The organism is Armatimonadota bacterium, from assembly GCA_020354555.1.
GTDB lineage: Bacteria > Armatimonadota > Hebobacteria.
Genome location: CP070648.1, coordinates 1,334,569 through 1,353,742 on the forward strand (window position 1 = coordinate 1,334,569; position 19,174 = coordinate 1,353,742).

A 19,174-nucleotide genomic window follows, 5' to 3' on the forward strand; every position below is an offset into this window, starting at 1 on the left:
ATGACCGAGAACCGCCCCGATTTCCGCATTCGCCATGACATCGGGCAGGGAGTCAACCTCTGCTACTACCTGCTCGGTAGGGCGCAATTGCGGCTGCCCGCTCTCGCGCGTCCGCTGCTCTGGGTCACGCCGGACAGCGACCCGTTCGCCGACTTCGCGCGGCGTTTCGATGTTGCCGACGCAGCCGGCTTGAACGCAGTCCAGGTCGAACCCCTGTGGCGCCGATGGCTGCGCGCCGTGGTGGAGACCTGCCCGGATTCAGCCGCCGACGCGCTTTCGGCCATGCCCGACCTGCCCGCCAGGCCGCACGTCCGCACCACCTTTCAACGCTTCGGCCGCGTCCACCTCAACGACTTCCTGGAACGGTGGACCGGCATCACCCTGGAGATGGAGGGACGTCTCAACGAGGCTCTGCGCTCTTTCGATGCGTCGCGCATGCTGACGCGCCACGAAGATGCCTTTGGCTTCGAGTACCGCCCCGGCCGCGCTGTCTTCCACTACCACGTGCTGCGCGTTTTCGCCGCCGCGCGATTCGGGATGTCCGCGGTTTTGGGATGCGCCTACCTGGAGCATCCCGACAAGCTCGCCGCCGCCGTCGCCCAGGAGACGCTGCACGCCCTGGTCGGGCAGACCAAGGTCTGGCAGCGCGAGGAGATCAGCTCACTACTCGATCAACTGCGCCCGCTGCTGTCGGATACCTACCTCCAGCCCGTGGATGCCGTCGAGGACACCCTCTGCGTTCTCATCAGCGTCTTGGAGCACGAGGGCGAGGGCGCGCCGCTCGAACGCGTCGAGGCCAGGATCCCACAGCCGGCTTTGCGCTGGCTCGCCCGCGCTCTCTATGAGAACCGGCGCCTGCGTCGCTCGCAGGGGTTTGTCGAATGGCTCGCCGCGTCGCTCGAGCAGGCGGCGCGCCGGAGGCCGGCCATCTAGGACGTGGGGACTGACCACTCGGCGCCGCTGGCGAGATCGCCCACTGGCTCGCAGGTAGTCCTCGTGGCTTCTCGACGCAGGTCGTGGAGACTCAATGACATACGACGAAGCGGAGCCGGAGATATCCGGCCCCGCTTGATTCAGACTCGCACTGCGGACGCAGAGGGCAGAGCGGCAGTAGCGTTCGCCTACTCGCCCCCCTCCTCACCCGCCAGCTTGAGCAGCTTGTGCCACTTGGAGTCCACTGACTCCTGGATGTCTTTCAGGATCGGCTCGCCGCCCTTTCTGGACAGGTGGCGGTAGCGCGTCTGCTGGCGCAGGAACTCCTCGACCGGCTTCTTTTCCTTCGGCTTGTAGGTAATCTTGTACTCGCCGTTGACCACCTCGTACAGCGGCCAGAAGCACGTGTCCACCGCGTCGCGCCCGATAGCGATGGTATCTTGGGTCGGGAACCCCCAGCCCAGCGGGCACGGGGCGAGGACGTTGATGAACGTCGGGCCGTCTGTATTCAACGCCTTCTCGACCTTGTTGACGAGGTCGCGCCACATGCTCACCGTGCCCTGCGCGGCGTACGGGATCTCGTGAGCGACCATGATCGCCGTGAGGTCCTTGCGCGCCTCGCGCTTGCCGGGAATCACCTCGCCGGCCGGGCTGGTCGTCGTGTGCGCCCACGTCGGCGTTGCGCTCGAACGCTGGATGCCGGTGTTCATGTACGCCTGGTTATCGTAGCACACATAGAGCATGCGGTGGCCGCGCTCCATCGCGCCCGACAGCGACTGGAAGCCGATGTCGTAGGTGCCGCCGTCGCCGCCCATGGCGACAAAGCGGAACTCCTGGTTGAGGCGCCCGCGCCGCGTCAGCGAGCGATAGGCCGACTCCACGCCCGACATGGTGGCGGCGGAGTTCTCGAAGGCGGTGTGGATGTACGAGCACTTCCACGCGGTAAAGGGGAAAATGGTGGAGACGACCTCCATGCAGCCCGTGGCGATGCCCGCCACCACGGGCACGTCGGGAGTCTCCATCAGCATGCGAAACGTGATCGCCGCGCCGCACCCCGCGCACGCGCGATGGCCGCCGGTGAACACGGTCGGTCTTGCGGTCAATTCCTTGACGGTCGGCATTTGATTCCTCCTCGCTATCCGTGAGCCGCCGGCTACTCGCGCACGCCGATGTAGCGGCAGCGCTGATCCTTGCGGCCGGCCTTGACATCGCCCTTTAGCTCGTCGAACACTGCCTCGATGTCCTCGACGCGAATATCGCGCCCGCCCAGGCCGTAGACGTATCCTGTCACCACCGGGCGCGGATCGAGGTCGTACAGCGCGGACCGGATCTCGCCGTACACCGGGCCGCCCAGGCCCGCCATGCCCTCCGCGCGATCGAGCACCGCGATTCCGCGGACGTGCGCGAGCGTGTCGATCAGCTCCTCCGCCGGGAACGGGCGGAACACGCGCAGCTTGAGCATGCCGACCGCCTCGCCGCGCTCGCGCAGTTCGTCAACCACGACGCGCACGGTACCGGCCGTCGAGCCGAGGACGACGACGACGTGCTCGGCGTCATCGAGGCGGTACGGTTCGATGAGCCCATACTGCGTGCCGAAGCGTTCGGCGAACTCGTCGAAGACCGCCTGGATGCGCGGCTTGCAGGTGCGCATCGCCTCCGCGTGGGCGCGCTTGTGCTCGAAGTAGTAGTCGAACATGTCAATCGCGCCCATCGTGATGGGCTGAGCCTTGTTGAGCAGCGCGTACTCCGGCTCGTAGATCCCAACGAAGTCACGCACCTCCTCGTCCGGATACAGTTCGACGCCCATCATCGCGTGGCTGAGGATGAAGCCGTCCAAGCATACCATCGTCGGCAGCAGGATCTCCGGGTGCTCGGCGATGCGCGGCGCCTGAATCAGGCTGTCATAGACCTCCTGCGAATCCTCGGCATAGATCTGGATCCAGCCGCTGTCGCGGGCGCCCATGCTGTCCGAGTGATCGCAGTGAATGTTCAACGGGGCGGACAGCGTGCGGTTGACCATCGGCATCACGATCGGCAGCCGCAGGCCCGACGCAATGTAGAGCATCTCCCACATCAGCGCCAGCCCCTGGCTGGAAGTCGCCGTCATCGCCCGCGCGCCCGCCGCCGATGCCCCGATGGTTGCGCTCATCGAGGAATGTTCGCTCTCCACCGCCACCGTCTCGGTGTCCACGATTCCGTCGGCGACGAAGCCGGAGTAGAGCTGCACGATTTCCGTCTGCGGCGTGATCGGATAGGCCGCGACGACGTCCGGGTTGATCTGACGCATCGCCTCCGCCGCCGCTTCGTTACCTGTTAACGCTCTCAGCGTTTTCTCCATGGCTTATCTCCCGTTCTCCGGCTACTCGGCCTTGGCCGATGCATCTTTCTCACGCAGTTCGGATTCCGCCACCATGGCTATGGCGCCGGCTTTGGGAGGGCACTCGCGCGCGCAGATGCCGCAGCCCTTGCAGTGGTCGAGATCTATCCCGACCACCTTGCCGTCCTCCACGATGATTGCCCCGTCCGGACAGTAGATCCAGCACAGCATGCAGTTGCGGCACTTCTCGGCATCGCGCACCGGCCGCAGCGTGCGCCAGTCACCGGTCTTGTAGCGGGCGGCACTGCCCGGCTCGAGGATCAATCCCCCGCGCGGCAAATCATGCCAGCCCGGCTTGTTGCCCTCCAAATCCTTTTCGCTCGTCTTCATTCGCCCGTAACCTCCTCGTAGCCGCGCCGCATGGCCTCCAGGTTCCCGTCAATCACCTCCGGCTTGGCGCGAAACTTCTTTTCCAGCCGTTTGCGCGAGTCCTCGATGAGCGATTCCAGGTCGAGCACCCCCGAGACCTTGGCCAGCGCACCCAGCATCGGCGTGTTGGGGATGTTGCGCTTGATCGTGTCTGTGGCTATGCCCGACGCATCCACGGTGTAAACCCGCCTGCCCTTGAGGCCGAGCTTCGCGCGCACCTGCGCTGGCGCCATGGGCGTGTTCACCACCAGCGTGCCGTCGTCTCCGAGGCCCTCCGTCACGTCCACCGCGTCGAGCAGCGTCGGGTCAATCACCACGACCACTTCCGGCTCGGTGACGTGGCAGTGCAGCGTGATGGGATGGTCGCTGATGCGGTTGAACGCCTGAATGGGCGCACCCATGCGCTCCGCGCCGTACTCGGGGAAGGCCTGCATGTGCTTCCCCGTCGCTAGCACGGCCTCGCCGAGCAGCAGCGCCGCGGTCTTCGCGCCCTGCCCGCCGCGCCCGTGCCAGCGGATCTCCAACAGGTCATCAGTTTTGGTCGTCACACCCTCCTCCTTGTCGCAGGGTTTCGCTTTGACGAATGCTGCATGGCTGTGGCGGACACCACGGGCCTCACCAAGAAGCATTCCCACCAGGGAGCCGGTTGCATCACCCGTCGAGAAAAGAGCTTCGGGGCTTGCGAGCCGCCGGGACGCGGGTGTTGTGCGGTACGGTCTGCGGCGCCCAAAGCTCTTCAGAGTCGCATGCTCGTTCCGCGCGTCAACGCCAACCTACATTTCGGTCCTGCCCTGGAGCGCGCGCGTGATGGTGAGTTGGTCGGCGTAATCGAGGTCACCGCCCACCGGAAGCCCGAGTGCGATACGCGTCACCTTGACCCCCAGCGGCTTGAGCACGCCCGCCAGATACGCGGCGGTCGCGTCGCCCTCCACCACCGGGTTGGTGGCGATGATCACCTCCCTGACATCATCCGCGCGCGCGCGCTCCACCAATTCCTTGATGCGCAGCTGCTCCGGGCCCACATTGTCCAGCGGCGAGATGAGACCGTGGAGCACATGGTAGAGCCCCGCGTATTCGCTGGTGTTTTCCATCGCCAGCAAGTCGCGTGGCTCGGCGACGACGCAGATCTGGCTGCGGTCGCGCCGCTCGTCATCGCAGATCGCGCACGGGTCGGCATCCGTGAAATTGAAGCACTGCGAGCAGTGCCTGATGCTCTGCTTGACCTCTACGATGGCGTCGGCGAGCGCCCGTGCCTCGTCCTCGGGACGCTCCAGTATATGAAACGCCAAGCGCTGCGCGGACTTCGGGCCGATGCCTGGCAGCCGCTCCAGCTCCTCGATCAGCCTCGCCAACGGTTTGGGATAGTATCTCATCTCGCCAGTCCCTATCCTGGCGGGTGCACCCGCCTCGGGCACCGCATCGCTCCGTCACTACGGCAAAGCAGTTCTGCGAGAAGCCGGCGCGGAGTGCCGCTCACGCCCCGAACAGCCCCGGAATGTCCAGCCCGCCGGTGAGTTCGGCGGTCCTCTGCTGCTGGATGTCCCGAGCCTTGCTCAACGCCTCCCGCACCGCAGCCAGCACCAGGTCCTGGAGCATCTCCACGTCATTCGGATCCACCGCCTCCGGCTTGATCTTCACCTCGATCAGATCGCCGAGCCCCGATGCCGTCGCCTCCACCATCCCCCCGCCGGCGCTCGCCTGCACCCGTTCCTCGCCGAGCTCTTGCTGGAGCCGCTGCATCTTCTGTATCTGGTCCGCCAGCATCTTCTCCAGCCCCGCTTTGAACTGACGCATGCGTTGCTCCCTTCCTGTACGCGGCGTTTCCCGCTGGCTAGCCGCAGAACCGTCCCGACGCGCGCGGGAGACACTCCGGCCGCGTTCGCCTCGCGACGCCAGACCTCATCCCCCGGTGTGCGCGCCGCATCATACGATCTCGCTCCCGGGAAACATGGACATGACGTTCTTGACGTTGTCGTTGTTCGCGTCCGCCCCCCGCTGCTCCGGCTCCAGCAGGCGGCACTCCAGGGTCATCTCCATGCCCGTCTCCGCGGCGATCAGGTCAGATACGATCTGCTGCCGCTCCGCTGACTTCATCTGGTTCCAGTGGAACTCGTGGTTGAAGCCCACGACGAGCCGGTTGCCGTTGAGTTCCACCGGCGAGCTCTCCGCCAGAAACGCCGCGACGGTCGAATGCCTCTGGGCGCGCAGCTTCTCCATGATCGCGGGCCAGCGCCCCTGCACCATTTCGAGCGAGACCTCTCCGTCGGACGGCGCATCCCCGGTTCCCGTCGAGGCGGGCGCCTCGGCGGCGACCTTCGCCTTCTTGCGACCTGCGGCAGGCCCCGTGGCCTTGGTGCGGGGCGGCTTCGCGCTCGCGGCCTTCGCCGGCTGCTTCTCCGGGGCTGGCGCAGCGGCGGCGGGCCGTGCCTCCTCGACTGCCGCGGCCGGCTCGGGCGACGAGGCGAGACGCACCAGCGCCAACTCGAGTGTCAGCCGCTGCTGCTCGCTGCGCCTGAGTTCCCGCTCCGCGTCGCTCATGATCTGCGCCGCACGCGTGATATCGCGCTCATCCATGCCGTCCGCCTGCGCCTTGATCCTCTCCGCGTTGTCCTCCGGCAGGACGACGAGTTCCCCGCCGCGGCGACAGACGCGCAGCAGCAGCAGGTCGCGGAAATGCGCCATCAGCTCGGCAGCCAACTGACGCAGATCCCGGCCCTCGTCAACCGCCCGCGCCACGAGATGGAACGCCTTCTCGACATCACGCTGCGCAACGGCATCCGCGAAATCGGCGACCAACTCCAGGTCTACCCCGCCCACAATGGCCTGGATGTCAGCGGCGGAGACCTCGTTGCCCGCATACGAGATCGCCTGCTCGAGCAGACTCAGGGCATCGCGCGCCGACCCGGCCGCCGCCCGGACGAGCATCGTGGTCGCCTGTTCGTCGAGCGCCACGTTCTCCGCCTGCGCCACCTTGCCCACCAGTGATCTCAAGTCGGACGTGGGCAAGCGCCGAAAGTCGTAGCGCTGGCATCGTGAGAGCACGGTGGCGGGGAGCTTGTGCGGCTCCGTCGTGCACAGCACGAAGATGACGTGGCTCGGGGGCTCCTCGAGGGTCTTGAGGAAGGCGTTGAAGGCGGAGGTGCTCAGCATGTGCACCTCGTCCACAATGTACACCTTGTACCGCGCGGCGGCGGGCGCCGTCTGAACCCGCTCGCGCAGTTCGCGGATGTCATCTACACTCGTCTTGCTCGCGGCGTCAATCTCGATGACATCCAGCGCCGAGCCTTGCGCAATCCGCCGGCATGAGTCGCACTCGCCGCACGGCTCCGAAGCCGGGCCTTTGTCACAGTTCAACGCCTTGGCGAGCAGCCGCGCGGTGGTCGTCTTACCGGTGCCGCGCGGCCCGGCGAATAAGTAGGCGTGGGCAATGCGCTCTTCGCGCACTGCGTTGCGCAGCGCGCGCGCGACGTGTGGCTGGCCGATGAGTTCGTCGAACGTCTGCGGCCGGTATTTCCTGTAGAGCGTCAGATACGCCATCATTCGCTGCGGCGTTCCGGCAAGCGCGTCGCCACGCCGCGACCCTCACGCAGCCCCTCTCACAAAGGTTAAGGTGTAAGGCACGTGCCGACCTTGGACGGGGCGGTCTCCGCCTTACACCTTAGCCGAAAACTGATCGTGCACCTGCCTTCGACCGGACGTACAGAGCGGAATCGGCGCAGTTAGCTCCAGCCAGGATGACTGCGGCGCCCGCGTGTCCTCGCTTACCGCTGCTTCCTTCCGGATCTGACGGGGTTCACGAGCACGCGTCGCGCAGGGCCCAACCTTCATCACCACTTGCGCCGCCCAGCCTCCATGCGGACGGCCTCGGGCAGGGATTCGACCCCGCTAGAGCGGATTGCGGGTACAGGGCACCGCTAGCTCCCCGTCTAGCACGATCAGCAAACCCGGTCAGCAATCACTGCCCCAATGACAGCCCGGCAAACAGCCGGGAGCGCTCCGCGATCCGCCGCCGGAAAGCACTTCGGCGTGACCCGACAGAGCGTTTCCTGCCGCGCCCGCGCATCGCCTCTGGCGCGCGCAAAGCGCGGCGCCAGTGTCCAGTCTCATGATAGCACATCCGCTCAGCGACGACAACTGGCGCCGAGTCACGGCTGCCGGCAACGCCGCCGCGCGTCTGGTGCGAAGCCAGGCCGGACTTGGCGCAGCCATCCGGGCGCCATCCCGGCATGACTCCTACGGGCCGCGAGCGCTGCCGGGGTCAGGCATGCAAGGTACAGTGGAAAGGGCGTTCGACGTGAGCCGTCGCTCGGGCGCTGGCTGCGCGCGGGCGGCCTGCTGCGGGGGAATGGGAGAAGGCCGGAGGGGCTGCCGTTTGCCGCGGCCGCTGTCCGCGACCGAGCGCGAACGGAGGTCGCCATCGGCGCACCGCGAGATGCTACTCCGCGGGCGTGTAGGTGATGTGCTTGTCGAAGTCGTTTTGGCCCAGCCCATCCCAGCCGAGGCCGTCCGGCGACCACACCAGGACCCACGGCGCATTCTCGCCCAACGCTTCCCGTTCGGCCTCCGAGGAATACGCTAGAATCGCAACGGCGGAGACCCCGGGATCCTTGCGTTGGATGCTGTCGGCCAAGCGCGTCAACTCGAGCTGCGTGAACTGCTCATCCGTGGGGCGGGAGACGGCTGCATACGCGAGGATTCGTGGGCGGCCTTCATCGGTTGCGTTGGTTTGGTCGAGCAGCCTGGCTACGGGTCTCATGTCGGGAGCCCCCGGGACCTCGTGCGCGCCGAGACCGACCGCGGCGAGGGACGGCGTAGCGACGGTGCCGCCGATCTGCTGTGTGAGGTGAATGGCCAGCGCCAGGACGATCGCGATCGCGACCAGAGCGCCTCCGATGCTGGAGAAGCGGGCTCTTGCTTCGCGCATGCTCTTGTCTCCCATCTCCGCTAACGTAGAACTGCCGTTAAGACAGGCTGACGCCGTTCTGGCAGCGTGTCGCGCCAACGGCGATGCCGCAACCCCGCGGTCGCAGACTGGGATTCGTGCTGAGGCCGGTCCTGGAGACGTGACACTGACGCGCGAGCGGGGACCGATCAACCCAAACGACCCACTTAACGGATACGAGAGCCGTATTCAACGTGCTCATCGTCGGTTCCTTCTTGACCTGGCGGTCTCCGGGAGGGATTTCTGCGTGTTTCTTCGGGCCGTTCGGCGAGCGGCAGCGCCAGGACCTCACGCACAATATGTCTCGTTCGACTTCTACCCAAGTTGGGAGCGCAGTAACCCTCTTTCGGGGCACTGCGAGGCGGCTTGCCGGAAAGGCGATCTGACCTAGCGCTCGTTCACTCGCTACCCAGGTATGCGAACGCCTGCCGACCGTGAGCGGCGCGCCGGGCGGGAGCGCCCTCTCCTTGTGAGCAGATCGCCGGGCTAAACCGCGGGCCGACGCTCGACCAGTTGAGCAAAACCCGCGAGATCTGGGAGGGCTCGAAGCGCACGCGCAGTCCGCTTTCCGCCGGATATCGAGCAATTCCCACACCCCGCGGTTCACTTCGTCCGCGACAAGGAGTACACTCCATTCGCTCCCATCATCAGCCCACGCGAGAGGAATGCGGCGAGACAGGCTTGGCGCCATCGGGATGTAGACAACTAGATCGTCCAGATTGGGGAAAGCAGAATCGGGGTGCATGCGCAGCACTGCCGTGACGGGGCAGTTGGAGATATTCGCCGGGGTCAAAGTGATACGGACGCCACAGGCCCACGCTAACCCGGATTGCTCATGACGAGCGCAGACTTCGGGCAAACTGCGCGGCTGGGCAGTCATGAATTATCCGCGAGCAGCGACTATGGCGCACGCAACGACGATACCGCCGACACACGACAGGTACGAACAATGCAGGCTAACGCATGTAGCCCAGCGAGCGAAGCTCCCGCGCTCGTTGCTCACTGATCCGGACCTGAGCCCGGCCACCGCGAGCTTCGTTCATGGCGATGTGGCGCGCCATCAGCGGCTTGAGTTGAGTCGCGCCCTCCCAGGTGCCGTCGGCTCGCCGGAACCCGACGTCGGTCGCGGTGCGGATCGCGTGCTGATGGAAAGGCGGGCAGTTGGTGTACCCCATGCGCTCGGCGAGGGTGCTGAATACGGCCTTGGGGGCGGGGGCGTAGGGCGGCAGTGGCGGCGCCGTCATCTCGTTCGGTGTCAGCCCTGCCAGGCGCAGGAGAGTCGGCGCGAGCTGGAATGTCCCGACCGGGGCGATGATAACGCCGGTGCGCTGCCCGGCCAGGATGAGCGGGACGTGGCTGCACTCGTCATAGAGGGTTCGTGAGTGTTTGAGACCGCCGTGCTCAGCCCACTCTTCGCCGTGATCAGAAACCAACGCTACGGTGCAGCGCGGCGGCGCGTCGGCGAGGAGCACGCCAAGGTCCGCATCGGCGTCCTCGATCTCGCCCTCGTAGCACGAATGCAGGTATGTGATTTCCTTCCGCCCGAACTTCCCGTTCGGGAAGGCACCGTTCGCCAACTCGGCCGGAGCCCCGTCCGGGAGCGCAGGCGGACGCTTGGGAGTATATGGGTCGTGCGGGCCGAGCAGGTACACAACCGCGAAGAACGAACGCGCGGAGTGCCCTTGCAGCCATTGGGCGCATTCCCTCACGACGCGTCGATCGTTGTCGAATATGTAACGGGTCACGCCGAAGCCCTGGGTGAACCCGAAGTCGGCTGTGATGCGCGGGTGGGAGGTGAACAGCGCTGTCGCAAAACCCGCTGCGCGGAAGCGTTCAGCCAGTGTGTTCGCCTCGGGCCGCAGCCAGGGCAGCCCCTCGGGCGTAATCAAGAGGACTTGCCCCGGATACATCCCGGTGAACAAAGCGGCATTGGCACCCGCGGTCCACGATGCTTGCGTGTATGCCGCGTCGTAGCGCAGGCCGCGTCGAGCCAGCGCGTCCATGTTCGGCGTCCGCACCGTGGTTGAGCCATAGCAGCCGACGTGATCCGCCCTCAGTGCATCTACCACGACGACAAGGAACTGCTGCGGGCGCCGCGACGCCCGAAAGCCGGCGACGCCGATCGCGACGAGCACGAAGACCATGACAAGCGTCACCGCAAGCTTCCAATTCATGCCACCTCAATTATATCATACCGCAGTGTGCCGCGAGCAGCGTCTCGGCATCAGGTTGCCCGGCATTCCACGGATCCGTCGCGATATGAGGTGTGACCGATTCGGTGGGGCAGCGTCTCGTAGTTGTGCGCCGACTAGTCGGAGCCGCCACCCCCGCCCGGAGGGGCTTAGGGGCCTGCCTACGGCGACCTGTCGAGGTCCTTGTGTTACCGGAATGACTCGCGGGCTTCGGTGCCCATCTCAAGAATCTCGTCCGAAAGAGTGTGGCGCGGCGAAGGCCGCGCTCCGGAAAGGCGTCGCTGGCGCCTTGCGACGTCAGCGCGCTCCGCTAATGCCAAACACTCTATAGTGCGTTCGTAGCTGAGACCGCGCCTCCAGTGAGCAAGCTTCGCGTCGCTCAAGATAAACGCCTGCACCACCGGGAGCAGGCGGTGCCAGCTCTCCGCATCCCCGCTTTGCGCGGTCATACCCGATGTAAACATGGCCTTGACGCGGCCAAGTCCGCGCGGGTAAACTGGACTTGGGGGTAATTGATGTCCCGTCTGCGCCGAATGTGTTGGCTTCGTCGGCGCTGGCGCACGCTTTATGAGATTCACACAACTGATAGAGTCGCGCAGCCCGCGGTCGCATCTCGCGTGGTTGGCAGCGGGGCTGGCCGCCGGCGTGCTCGTCGGCCTGGCGCGGTTCGTTGTCACACCCACGGCCGAGGGATATCTCCGCCATGGCCTTAACGGCCTTCTCGTCCGTCACCTGTGGTATTGGCTGGCCGCGCACGGCGCAGCAGGTCTCGGCCTTGCGGCCGGTTTGGAGCCCGTGATCGCGACCCGCGGCGTCACGCGACTGCGCACGTGGGCATCAATTGTTGCGCCGGTCATGGGTGCGGCCGGCTTGACGGTCGGCTGGGTGGGGTGGGGCTCCGGCGCCGCGCGGCGCCTGTACGACGTCCTCACGCCCGCGCTGCCCCGTGGAGAGCCGCTCGGATTAGGCGCGTGCGCGGCTTCGTTCCTTGGCATCGGGCTTATGCTTTCACCCGTTCTCGCTGTTCTCGGATTTCGCTTGCCGGAGGCGCCGCGCGTTAGGGCGGCGGCGATCGCGACGGGCGGAGTTGCCTTCGCGCTCGTTCTTGCGCTTGGCATTGGCGCGACCCTGGTACGCCCTCGCCCCCTGAATGTGTTGTTCATCACCCTCGACGCCCAGCGGGCGGATCATCTCGGCTGCTACGGGTATCACCGCGACACCAGCCCGAACCTCGACGCGCTCGCCGCTCGCGGCGTTACGTTCCTCGAGGCCAACGCTAACGGTCCGTGGACGGTTCCGTCTGTCGCGAGCATTATGACCGGCAAGTTCCCCATGGATCACGGAGTGACGACAGCCCGACAGGCCTTCCCGACGAGCGATTGGCTGATGGCCAAGATCCTCCAGCGCCACGGATATTCCACCGGGGGTGTCGCGGCTTCGGGATTCGTGGAGCCGCAGTACAATGTGGCACAGGGGTTCCAATGGTTCGTGGGGGACCGGCTCGGCGGGCCGGAGAAGGCGGGCCTGATGCGGCTTGACTCGCCGCCGTGGGTGACCGCCAAGGGCATTACCTTCATACAGCGCAATCGCGACCGGCGCTTCTTTCTGTGGCTGCATTATCTCAAGCCGCACGATCCGTATGTCTGGCGCGAGCAGCACCATTTCATCGCCGCCCATCCCAAGGATCTGCCGGATCCCGTCTGGCTGACATGGCTCATGGACAACCTGCACCGCCTCACCCCCGAGCAGGTGCGGCGCGTTGTTGACCTCTACGACGGCGAAGTGCGCAACGTGGACGAGTACGTGGGGCAAGTGCTGGCCGAACTCGAGCGGCTGAGCCTTGCGCAGCATACCCTCGTTATAGTGAGCGCGGATCACGGCGAAGAGTTCATGCAGCACGGCTCGTTTGGCCATCATTACCAGTTGTATCAGGATGAACTGCACGTGCCGCTGATCATTGCGGCGCCCGGGCGAATTCCCGCAGGGCGGCGCGTGGCGACGCCGGTGCAGTTGGTGGATCTCCTGCCGACCATACTTGACCTGTGCAACATCCCGGAGGAAGTGCCGGGGGGCCGCGGGCAGTCGCTGGTGCCGCTGCTGACCGGGCGGCGCGGGTACAAGCCCGGCGACATCGTCGCCGGCCTCAACCGGGCTGACGGCGCGGATGACGTCGAGATCATGCGCAGCATTCGGCGCGGGCCGTGGAAGCTGCTGGTACGCGTGGGCGAGGACGAAGCGGAGTTGTATGATCTCGACTCCGACCCGGGCGAGCAGCGGAACCTCGCTGGACACGGCCTGCCCGCGGAGCAGCGGCTGCGCACCGCGTTGTCGAGCTATGGCCGGGCGAAACCATCTAGGCCACTGACCCTGACCGAGGAGACCAAGAAACGACTGCGGAGCATGGGGTATCTTGAATAGGGGGAGCCGTCTCCTGTGCGGAAGGGCGTGGCGGCGTGGATCGCAGCGTCGCGGGCGACGGCGACCGACCGTGCCGGGCAACAGCGAATGACATCGCGACCGACTGAGCGAACCCACACCTCATCGGCGGGAGGCGCGAGGCGCCGTCTCTTGAGCGCGCCTGGTGCGCCGGCCATAGCGACTGCCATTCTGCTTATCGTCGTCTCCCAGTTGGGCCGATTCCAGTCGTTGCCACACGATGGTCGACTCCTGCCAGGGCATGGTTGTCCTCCCGCGACGTCGAGAAAAGCATGCTTAGCGGGGCTTGCTTGGTTGTCAACCATGTATCGGGCACGCCGTCTACCATGTGTCCGATCCGCACCCGGCGCAGGATCGTCCGGATCAAGGCGGTTGCCCCGACCGCCGCCCGGCACGCAAGAGCGCGACCCACGGCAAACCAGACGCCCAGGAACTTGATGGCCGCCGCGCACGGTCACAGTAAGGGGGACGGCGGCGTGCACGAAGCTAGGGTGAAAGGATAGTGCCGGTGATCTCCGTGCGGCACACCGCCGCGGGTCATGTTGACCGCGTCGAGCAACACGCCGCCTTCCGCATACTGGATCTCGTACGGGCAGGCGATGCACCACCAGGACGTGTCTGCGAATTGCGTGCGAAGCCGAGCGGCAGCCGCTATCCCCACCGCCGGCACGCGTAATCGGAGGGCGCGCCATCCCCACGATGGGTGGCTGTGGCCGGACGTCTGCTCCTGGCTGTGATCAGTCATCACTCATGCGCCCTGCGCGCTGCTGCGGCGCGCAACCCGCCCCGGCGACCTCCGTTATCTTGGCGTGCGCTGTCAGACCACCGGCACCCTCCGGCGCCAAGGCGGCCGCCCCGCCAGGATCGCGGGCACGCTTGCCCGGGATTGGTGTGAGGAAGAACGTGGTTCCGGCCACTTCCGTTACTCGGTATCGGATCAGGATCGACTGCATGATCCGCCCCGACCAGCGGCCCTGCCCGAAACTCCCGAAGCGATCAGGTCCCGTGGCAGGGTTGAAGCCGGTGAAAACCAACACGAAGCGCTGGCGCCGGATATCTCGAAGGAGCGGTGTGGGATCCCACACCCCTGCGAGCGACATTTGGCTGAAACTCGCGGGATCCAGAAGCAGCGTGCGTCCGCTGAGGACGATGTTCCCTACCGGCTCGCCGATGATGTCGCCTTTCGTGCGAGCGAACAGGGCGGCGGCTGCGCGGCCGCCTTCCGCTGCGTACTCGCGACCGGGGTCCCACCGTGAAGGCGGCCTCCACATCATGATCGCCTGCCCGACGAATGCGAGGGCGATTAAGACCCAGGCCATGCGCTTCGCGCGCGAGGACAGCTCATCGATCAGTCGCTGATAGCCAAACGCGCCCAGTAGTAACGCGGCCGCCAGCGGTTCGATCATGTAGTTGACAGTCGCACCGGCTTTCCCCGAGGTCAGCGAGCTGACGGCGGCGAAGGCGAAATACGGAAGAAAGAGCTGTTCGCCGCCGGAAATGCCCGGTCGACCGTGCCGCGTGCGCGTGCGCCACACCGAGACGACGAGAAACGCGGCTGTCCCCACGGCCAGGGCCACCGTCGCCGGCCAGTCCGTGACCACGATGCCGATGAACGTCAGCGCGCGCAGGAGATCCCACGGGTTGGCGTTAGCCGTGACCATGTGGTGGTAGAACCATCCGTGGGACGTGACCTGCAGCAGTGCGAATATCGCTATGCCTATCGCAGCCCAGGACACAACGAACAGCGCCGCTTCGCGACGACGCCCGGTCCACCACAGGTACACGGCGGCCGCGGCGAGACCCGCAACCATCGACTGCTTGGTGTACGAGGCGGCGACCATCATCAGCGTTGCCACGACCAGCCATTTGCCGCCGCGCAGCACGAAATAGAGTCCGGCCATCACCCACAGCAGCGCCAGCGAATCCACGCGCATGAAGCCCGACCACATGGTGACAAAGGTGGTTGACAGTAGCAGTGCGGGCGCGCCAAGCGCGGGCGCGAGACGGATGCCGCACCGGCGCAGCAGCACGACCATCATAATCCCGACAGCAAGCATGAACGCGAAGCTCAAGCTGCGGCCGAAGGCAAAAGAGATACCGAAGAGCTTGACGCCGAGCGCGCCGAGCAGGATGAACACCGGCGGGTAGTTGCTGACGACGAACGGATAGTGGTTGTAGTCGTTGTATAGTGTCTCGCCCTGAGCAAGTCGGACCGCCTCATTGAGCACGAGCCCCTCGCCGTAGTCCAGGGTGTAGGGGCAACGGATGTCCGCCGCGCACTTGATGACGAAGAAGGCAACGTATAGGGCGAGCAGGGCGCCGAAGCCAGCGTGGAACACGAGGCCCAGAAGCGACCAGGTATCGCCGGGCCGCCGTCCGCCCGCGATGCGCGGGCTGCTGGGCTCGGGCGCGGGATCATGCCGATCTTGCATGACGCTTAGCACCGGTGACCCTCGGTTGCGCCAGCAGCGCTGGCGGCTGCCACCGTCTTCGCAGACGGCAGATCACACAGCGACGCCATATGCTCGAGGCTCCTGCCTTATCGAACCAACTCCTGGGGTTTGGTGCGCACGCAAAGAAGCTGGTCTGGAGGTATGTATTCGGATCAGCGCCCTTTGGCTAACAACAAACTATACATTTATATTTCGAGGCCCGAAGCCGGGTTTCCTGTCGAGACGCACCCGGATGGCCACGGGGAAAGGATAGAGTTGTGAGGCACAGAAATTGTGGGTACTATAGAATCAAACGCGGGCGACCTGCGACTCTGTTCGCGTACGGCCTGTCTGTCGGCAACAGAGATGGATCACCACCTACCGCAATCGAAGTTCGAGTCGTCATCATCCTCAAGCACCCCTCGCCATCGGGCGTCACGGGGCTGGCGCACGGCGCGGGTCGTGATGCTGGCTACCGCCGGAATCCTGCTCGGGTTTCACGTGTGGCGGACGCTCGACTACTTCTGGTTCGCCGTCCGGTGTCCGTACGAGATCGAATACGGCGAAGGGATCGTGCTGCAGAATGCCCTCAACATCGCCCGGGGCGTCCCTCTCTACGGCAACTACCATCACTATCCGTACGTGGTGGCGACCTACCCGCCCTTCTATCCATTGCTCGCGGCTGTGGGAGCGAAGTTCTTCGGCGTATCTTTCACGTTCGGCCGCGTCCTTTCGACTCTGGGAGCGCTCGGCATCGGGGCCTTGATCTGGGCACTGCTCAGGCGCTCGGGCATCACGCGCTTGGCGGCCGGGCTCGCCACGGTGCTGTGGATCGCGGCTCCCATCGTCTGCTGGTGGGGTCCGGTCGTGCGCGTCGACATCATCGCGGTCTTCCTCGCTGTCGCCGGACTGTACTGCGTGCTTCGGGGAGGCTGGTGGCTGGTTGCCGCGGTCGTGTTGATGGCGCTGTCGATGTACACGCGGCAGTCTGAAGTGGCGCCGGTCGCTGCGGCGGTGGGCTATCTATGGTGGTTGCGCCGGCGCCGCCAGGCCGCGCTATTCGGCGCAAGCTGGGTCGCGATATGCGCCGTTGCCTTCGCCGTACTCCAAGTCGCCTCCGGCGGATGGTTCTACAGCCACGTCGTCGTCGCGAACCGCAACTTCTGGGAACTGCAATCGCTGTCATACTGGTGGGACTACGTCTTCAAGGGCTGGCCGTTTCCGTTTGTACTGGGGCTCGTCGGCTCGGCGCTCGTTCTGGGCGGGCTGGTGCGCGAGGACGGCTCTTCGCTGAACGACAGCCGGTCACCGCACCGCCTGTTCGCGCTCTACTGGGTTTTCGCCATGCTGGTATCCCTCACTGCGGGCAAGATCGGCTCGACCGTCAACTACATGCTCGCCCCGCTGGCGGCGTCGTGCCTGATGACGGGCGTTGCCTATCACTGGCTGGCGGAGCGCCTGACGCAGCGATGGGCGAGAGCCGCATGGGTCGGCGCGTGGATGCTGGTGATAACGGTCCCCATCTATCTGCTGGTAGTGCCTGCCGCGAATCAGTACGCCCCGTACCGCAGGTCGCGCGCCGACATCATCGACGGCGGCAAGGAAGCGGTGCGCATGATTCGACAGTGCGGTGGGGAAGTGCTCAGCGAAGACACGGGCCTGCCGCTGCTCGCTGGCAAGCAGATCCTCCTTGACCCCCACAAGATGACGTCGATGTTCCACGACGGCACCTGGAACCAGCGCCGGCTGGTCGCCGATATCAAGCGGCGCCGATTCGCGCTGGTTGTGACGCGGTGGGACCCCATCGGCGGGGCGACCGACCGTTGGGGCACCTGCGGCAACTACCGTTGGAGCATTGGCATGGGCCATGCCATCATGCGCAACTACTACCTGGTCAAGAGAGCGGGCAACCTCTACATTACGGCGCCGGCCGACGCGGATCATCCATCCTGCGCTATTCTGCACGCGCGTTTGGTGCAGGAGCGCGAACAACGCAAGCAGCGCGAACGACTCCAATGAGCACCCCCGCCGCAGCCCCGGCTCGCCTCACCGCGCCGGACGGGCGCGCATGGCGCGCTGCCCGGATCGTCATTTCTGCCCTCGCTGGCGGGCTCATGGCGTACTCCCTATTCCTGCTCGGGGAGTTCTGCTGGTGGGTCCTCAAGTGCCCTTACGAAGTGGACTACGGCGAAGGCATCGTGCTGCGTTATGCGCTGAATATCGCGCGCGGCCGGGTCGTGTATAACGACTACCGTCACTATCCGTTCGTGGCGTCGACCTATCCCCCCGTGTATCCGCTCATATGCGCCCTCGGCGTTAAGCTGTCTGGGGTTTCATTCACTTTCGGGCGCGCGCTGTCATGCGGCGCCACGCTGGGCGTAGCGGCGCTCATCTGGGCGCTTCTGCGCCGGGCGCGCGCGCCGAGATTCACGGCGGCCCTGGCGGCAATGCTGTTTCTGGCGGCGCCAATCGTGCGCCTGTGGGCGCCGCTGATGCGGGTCGATATGACCGCGATCCTGTTCGGCCTCTGCGGCCTTTACTGCGTGCTGCTCGGCGGGCGCTGGCTGGTTGCGGCTGTAGTGCTGATGATAGTGGCGATATACACCAGGCAATCGGAGGTGGCACCGCTGGCAGCGGCTGTTACCTACCTGTGGTGGATCGGCGAACGCCGCAACGCCGTGATCGTCGGTGCCAGTGCTCTCGCCGTCACGCTGGTCATGTTCGGCACGCTCCAACTCGCCACCGACGGCTGGTTCTACCGGCATATCGTCGTCGCCAACCAGAATCTGTGGGACTCGCGCCTTCTGGTCAGGCGATGGTCATCCGTCCTTTCCAGTTGGCCGCTGCCGTTCATTCTCGGCGTAGTCGGCCTCGCCGTGGCCGGCTGGACAGCGAAAGGACGGCCTCCCGGCGCGCCCAGCGAACGCAGGCCCGAGCGATTGATCGGTGCCTACTTCGTGTTTGCGCTGCTGGTGTTCCTGACCGCGGGTAAGATCGGCTCGGGAGTCAACTACATGCAGGAGCCGATCGTCGCCGCCTGCCTGGCCACTGGCATCGCCTATCCCTGGCTGGCGTCGCGTGTCGGTACGTGGGCGGGCAAGGTGGCATGGGTCGCGGTCTGGGCGGTGCTGATACTCTCTCTCGCGGCGCCGTGTCTCAAGGCAGCCCTCGGACACGCGGGCGGCGAGGCACCGTGGCGGCGGAAGACGATCGAGGGGGGGCGCGCGGCCGTCGATCTGATCCGGCGCACCAAGGGCGACATCCTGAGCGACGACGCGGGGTTGCTGGTGATAGCGGGGCGTCCGGTGCTGCTCGATTCGCACAAGATGACATCCATGTTCTATGACGGTCACTGGGACCAGGGCCCGCTGATTCAGGACATCAAGCGGCGCCGCTTCGCCCTCATCATCTCGGTATGGAATCCGGCCGGCGGCGCCAGCGACGAGTGGGGTACCTACGGCAACTACCGCTGGAGTATCGGCATGGGCCGTGC

The 19,174-nt window shown here is 65.7% G+C and carries 14 protein-coding genes and 1 other RNA gene; 4 read left to right on the plus strand and 11 right to left on the minus strand.

The window, feature by feature from the left end:
• On the plus strand, nt 1-933 hold the full coding sequence (locus JSV65_05415; protein UCH35793.1) for a hypothetical protein: 933 nt from the start codon (nt 1-3) through the stop codon (nt 931-933).
• A 188-nt stretch (nt 934-1,121) separates the two neighbouring features.
• On the opposite strand, the gene JSV65_05420 is transcribed toward JSV65_05415, so the two are convergent.
• From JSV65_05420 to JSV65_05465, 10 genes are all read right to left on the minus strand, one after another.
• Entirely contained in the window at nt 1,122-2,054 is a 933-nt protein-coding gene (locus tag JSV65_05420) for a pyruvate ferredoxin oxidoreductase (protein UCH35794.1), read from the minus strand.
• A 32-nt stretch (nt 2,055-2,086) separates the two neighbouring features.
• Nucleotides 2,087-3,271, minus strand: a complete 1,185-nt coding sequence (gene porA, locus JSV65_05425) for a pyruvate ferredoxin oxidoreductase (GenBank protein UCH35795.1) — start codon at nt 3,269-3,271, stop codon at nt 2,087-2,089.
• 21 nt (nt 3,272-3,292) lie between these two features.
• Nucleotides 3,293-3,640, minus strand: a complete 348-nt coding sequence (locus JSV65_05430) for a 4Fe-4S binding protein (GenBank protein ID UCH35796.1) — start codon at nt 3,638-3,640, stop codon at nt 3,293-3,295.
• Entirely contained in the window at nt 3,637-4,308 is a 672-nt protein-coding gene (locus tag JSV65_05435) for a 2-oxoacid:acceptor oxidoreductase family protein (protein ID UCH35797.1), read from the minus strand. The genes JSV65_05430 and JSV65_05435 overlap by 4 nt, the downstream gene beginning before the upstream one ends.
• Before the next feature lie 144 nt (nt 4,309-4,452).
• Complete coding sequence (gene recR, locus JSV65_05440) at nt 4,453-5,052, minus strand: recombination protein RecR (GenBank protein UCH35798.1); 600 nt, start codon at nt 5,050-5,052, stop codon at nt 4,453-4,455.
• A gap of 100 nt (nt 5,053-5,152) precedes the next feature.
• Complete coding sequence (locus JSV65_05445) at nt 5,153-5,473, minus strand: YbaB/EbfC family nucleoid-associated protein (protein ID UCH35799.1); 321 nt, start codon at nt 5,471-5,473, stop codon at nt 5,153-5,155.
• Between the two features lie 129 nt (nt 5,474-5,602).
• Nucleotides 5,603-7,219 carry a DNA polymerase III subunit gamma/tau gene (gene dnaX, locus JSV65_05450; protein UCH35800.1) on the minus strand — a complete coding sequence of 539 codons (1,617 nt, stop codon included), beginning with the start codon at nt 7,217-7,219 and terminating at the stop codon, nt 5,603-5,605.
• Between the two features lie 133 nt (nt 7,220-7,352).
• Nucleotides 7,353-7,614, minus strand: an RNA gene (ffs, locus tag JSV65_05455) — signal recognition particle sRNA large type.
• Nucleotides 7,615-8,114: 500 nt separating this feature from the next.
• Entirely contained in the window at nt 8,115-8,603 is a 489-nt protein-coding gene (locus JSV65_05460; protein ID UCH35801.1) for a hypothetical protein, read from the minus strand.
• 974 nt (nt 8,604-9,577) lie between these two features.
• Nucleotides 9,578-10,795, minus strand: coding sequence for a sulfatase (locus tag JSV65_05465; GenBank protein ID UCH35802.1), 1,218 nt, complete (start codon nt 10,793-10,795; stop codon nt 9,578-9,580).
• Between the two features lie 585 nt (nt 10,796-11,380).
• Here JSV65_05465 and JSV65_05470 point away from each other — a divergent pair.
• Nucleotides 11,381-13,231, plus strand: coding sequence for a sulfatase (locus tag JSV65_05470; protein ID UCH35803.1), 1,851 nt, complete (start codon nt 11,381-11,383; stop codon nt 13,229-13,231).
• Nucleotides 13,232-13,986: 755 nt separating this feature from the next.
• Here the strand turns inward: JSV65_05470 and JSV65_05475 are convergent.
• A complete protein-coding gene (locus tag JSV65_05475; protein UCH35804.1) occupies nt 13,987-15,681 on the minus strand; it encodes a hypothetical protein in 1,695 nt (564 codons plus the stop codon).
• Nucleotides 15,682-16,143: 462 nt separating this feature from the next.
• On the opposite strand from JSV65_05475, the gene JSV65_05480 reads away from it, so the two are divergent.
• Together JSV65_05480 and JSV65_05485 are read left to right on the plus strand one after the other, a co-directional pair.
• Nucleotides 16,144-17,700, plus strand: a complete 1,557-nt coding sequence (locus tag JSV65_05480; protein UCH35805.1) for a glycosyltransferase family 39 protein — start codon at nt 16,144-16,146, stop codon at nt 17,698-17,700.
• A 95-nt stretch (nt 17,701-17,795) separates the two neighbouring features.
• Nucleotides 17,796-19,174 (plus strand): glycosyltransferase family 39 protein (locus JSV65_05485; GenBank protein UCH35806.1); only part of this gene is annotated, 1,379 nt, incomplete at its 3' end.

Coding starts and splice junctions, on each gene's coding strand:
- JSV65_05415 (UCH35793.1), top strand. CDS start 1: ATGACCGAGAACCGCCCCGATTTCCGCATTCGCCATGACATCGGGCAG.
- JSV65_05420 (UCH35794.1), bottom strand. CDS start 2,054: ATGCCGACCGTCAAGGAATTGACCGCAAGACCGACCGTGTTCACCGGC.
- porA (UCH35795.1), bottom strand. CDS start 3,271: ATGGAGAAAACGCTGAGAGCGTTAACAGGTAACGAAGCGGCGGCGGAG.
- JSV65_05430 (UCH35796.1), bottom strand. CDS start 3,640: ATGAAGACGAGCGAAAAGGATTTGGAGGGCAACAAGCCGGGCTGGCAT.
- JSV65_05435 (UCH35797.1), bottom strand. CDS start 4,308: ATGCTTCTTGGTGAGGCCCGTGGTGTCCGCCACAGCCATGCAGCATTC.
- recR (UCH35798.1), bottom strand. CDS start 5,052: ATGAGATACTATCCCAAACCGTTGGCGAGGCTGATCGAGGAGCTGGAG.
- JSV65_05445 (UCH35799.1), bottom strand. CDS start 5,473: ATGCGTCAGTTCAAAGCGGGGCTGGAGAAGATGCTGGCGGACCAGATA.
- dnaX (UCH35800.1), bottom strand. CDS start 7,219: ATGATGGCGTATCTGACGCTCTACAGGAAATACCGGCCGCAGACGTTC.
- JSV65_05460 (UCH35801.1), bottom strand. CDS start 8,603: ATGCGCGAAGCAAGAGCCCGCTTCTCCAGCATCGGAGGCGCTCTGGTC.
- JSV65_05465 (UCH35802.1), bottom strand. CDS start 10,795: ATGAATTGGAAGCTTGCGGTGACGCTTGTCATGGTCTTCGTGCTCGTC.
- JSV65_05470 (UCH35803.1), top strand. CDS start 11,381: ATGAGATTCACACAACTGATAGAGTCGCGCAGCCCGCGGTCGCATCTC.
- JSV65_05475 (UCH35804.1), bottom strand. CDS start 15,681: ATGCAAGATCGGCATGATCCCGCGCCCGAGCCCAGCAGCCCGCGCATC.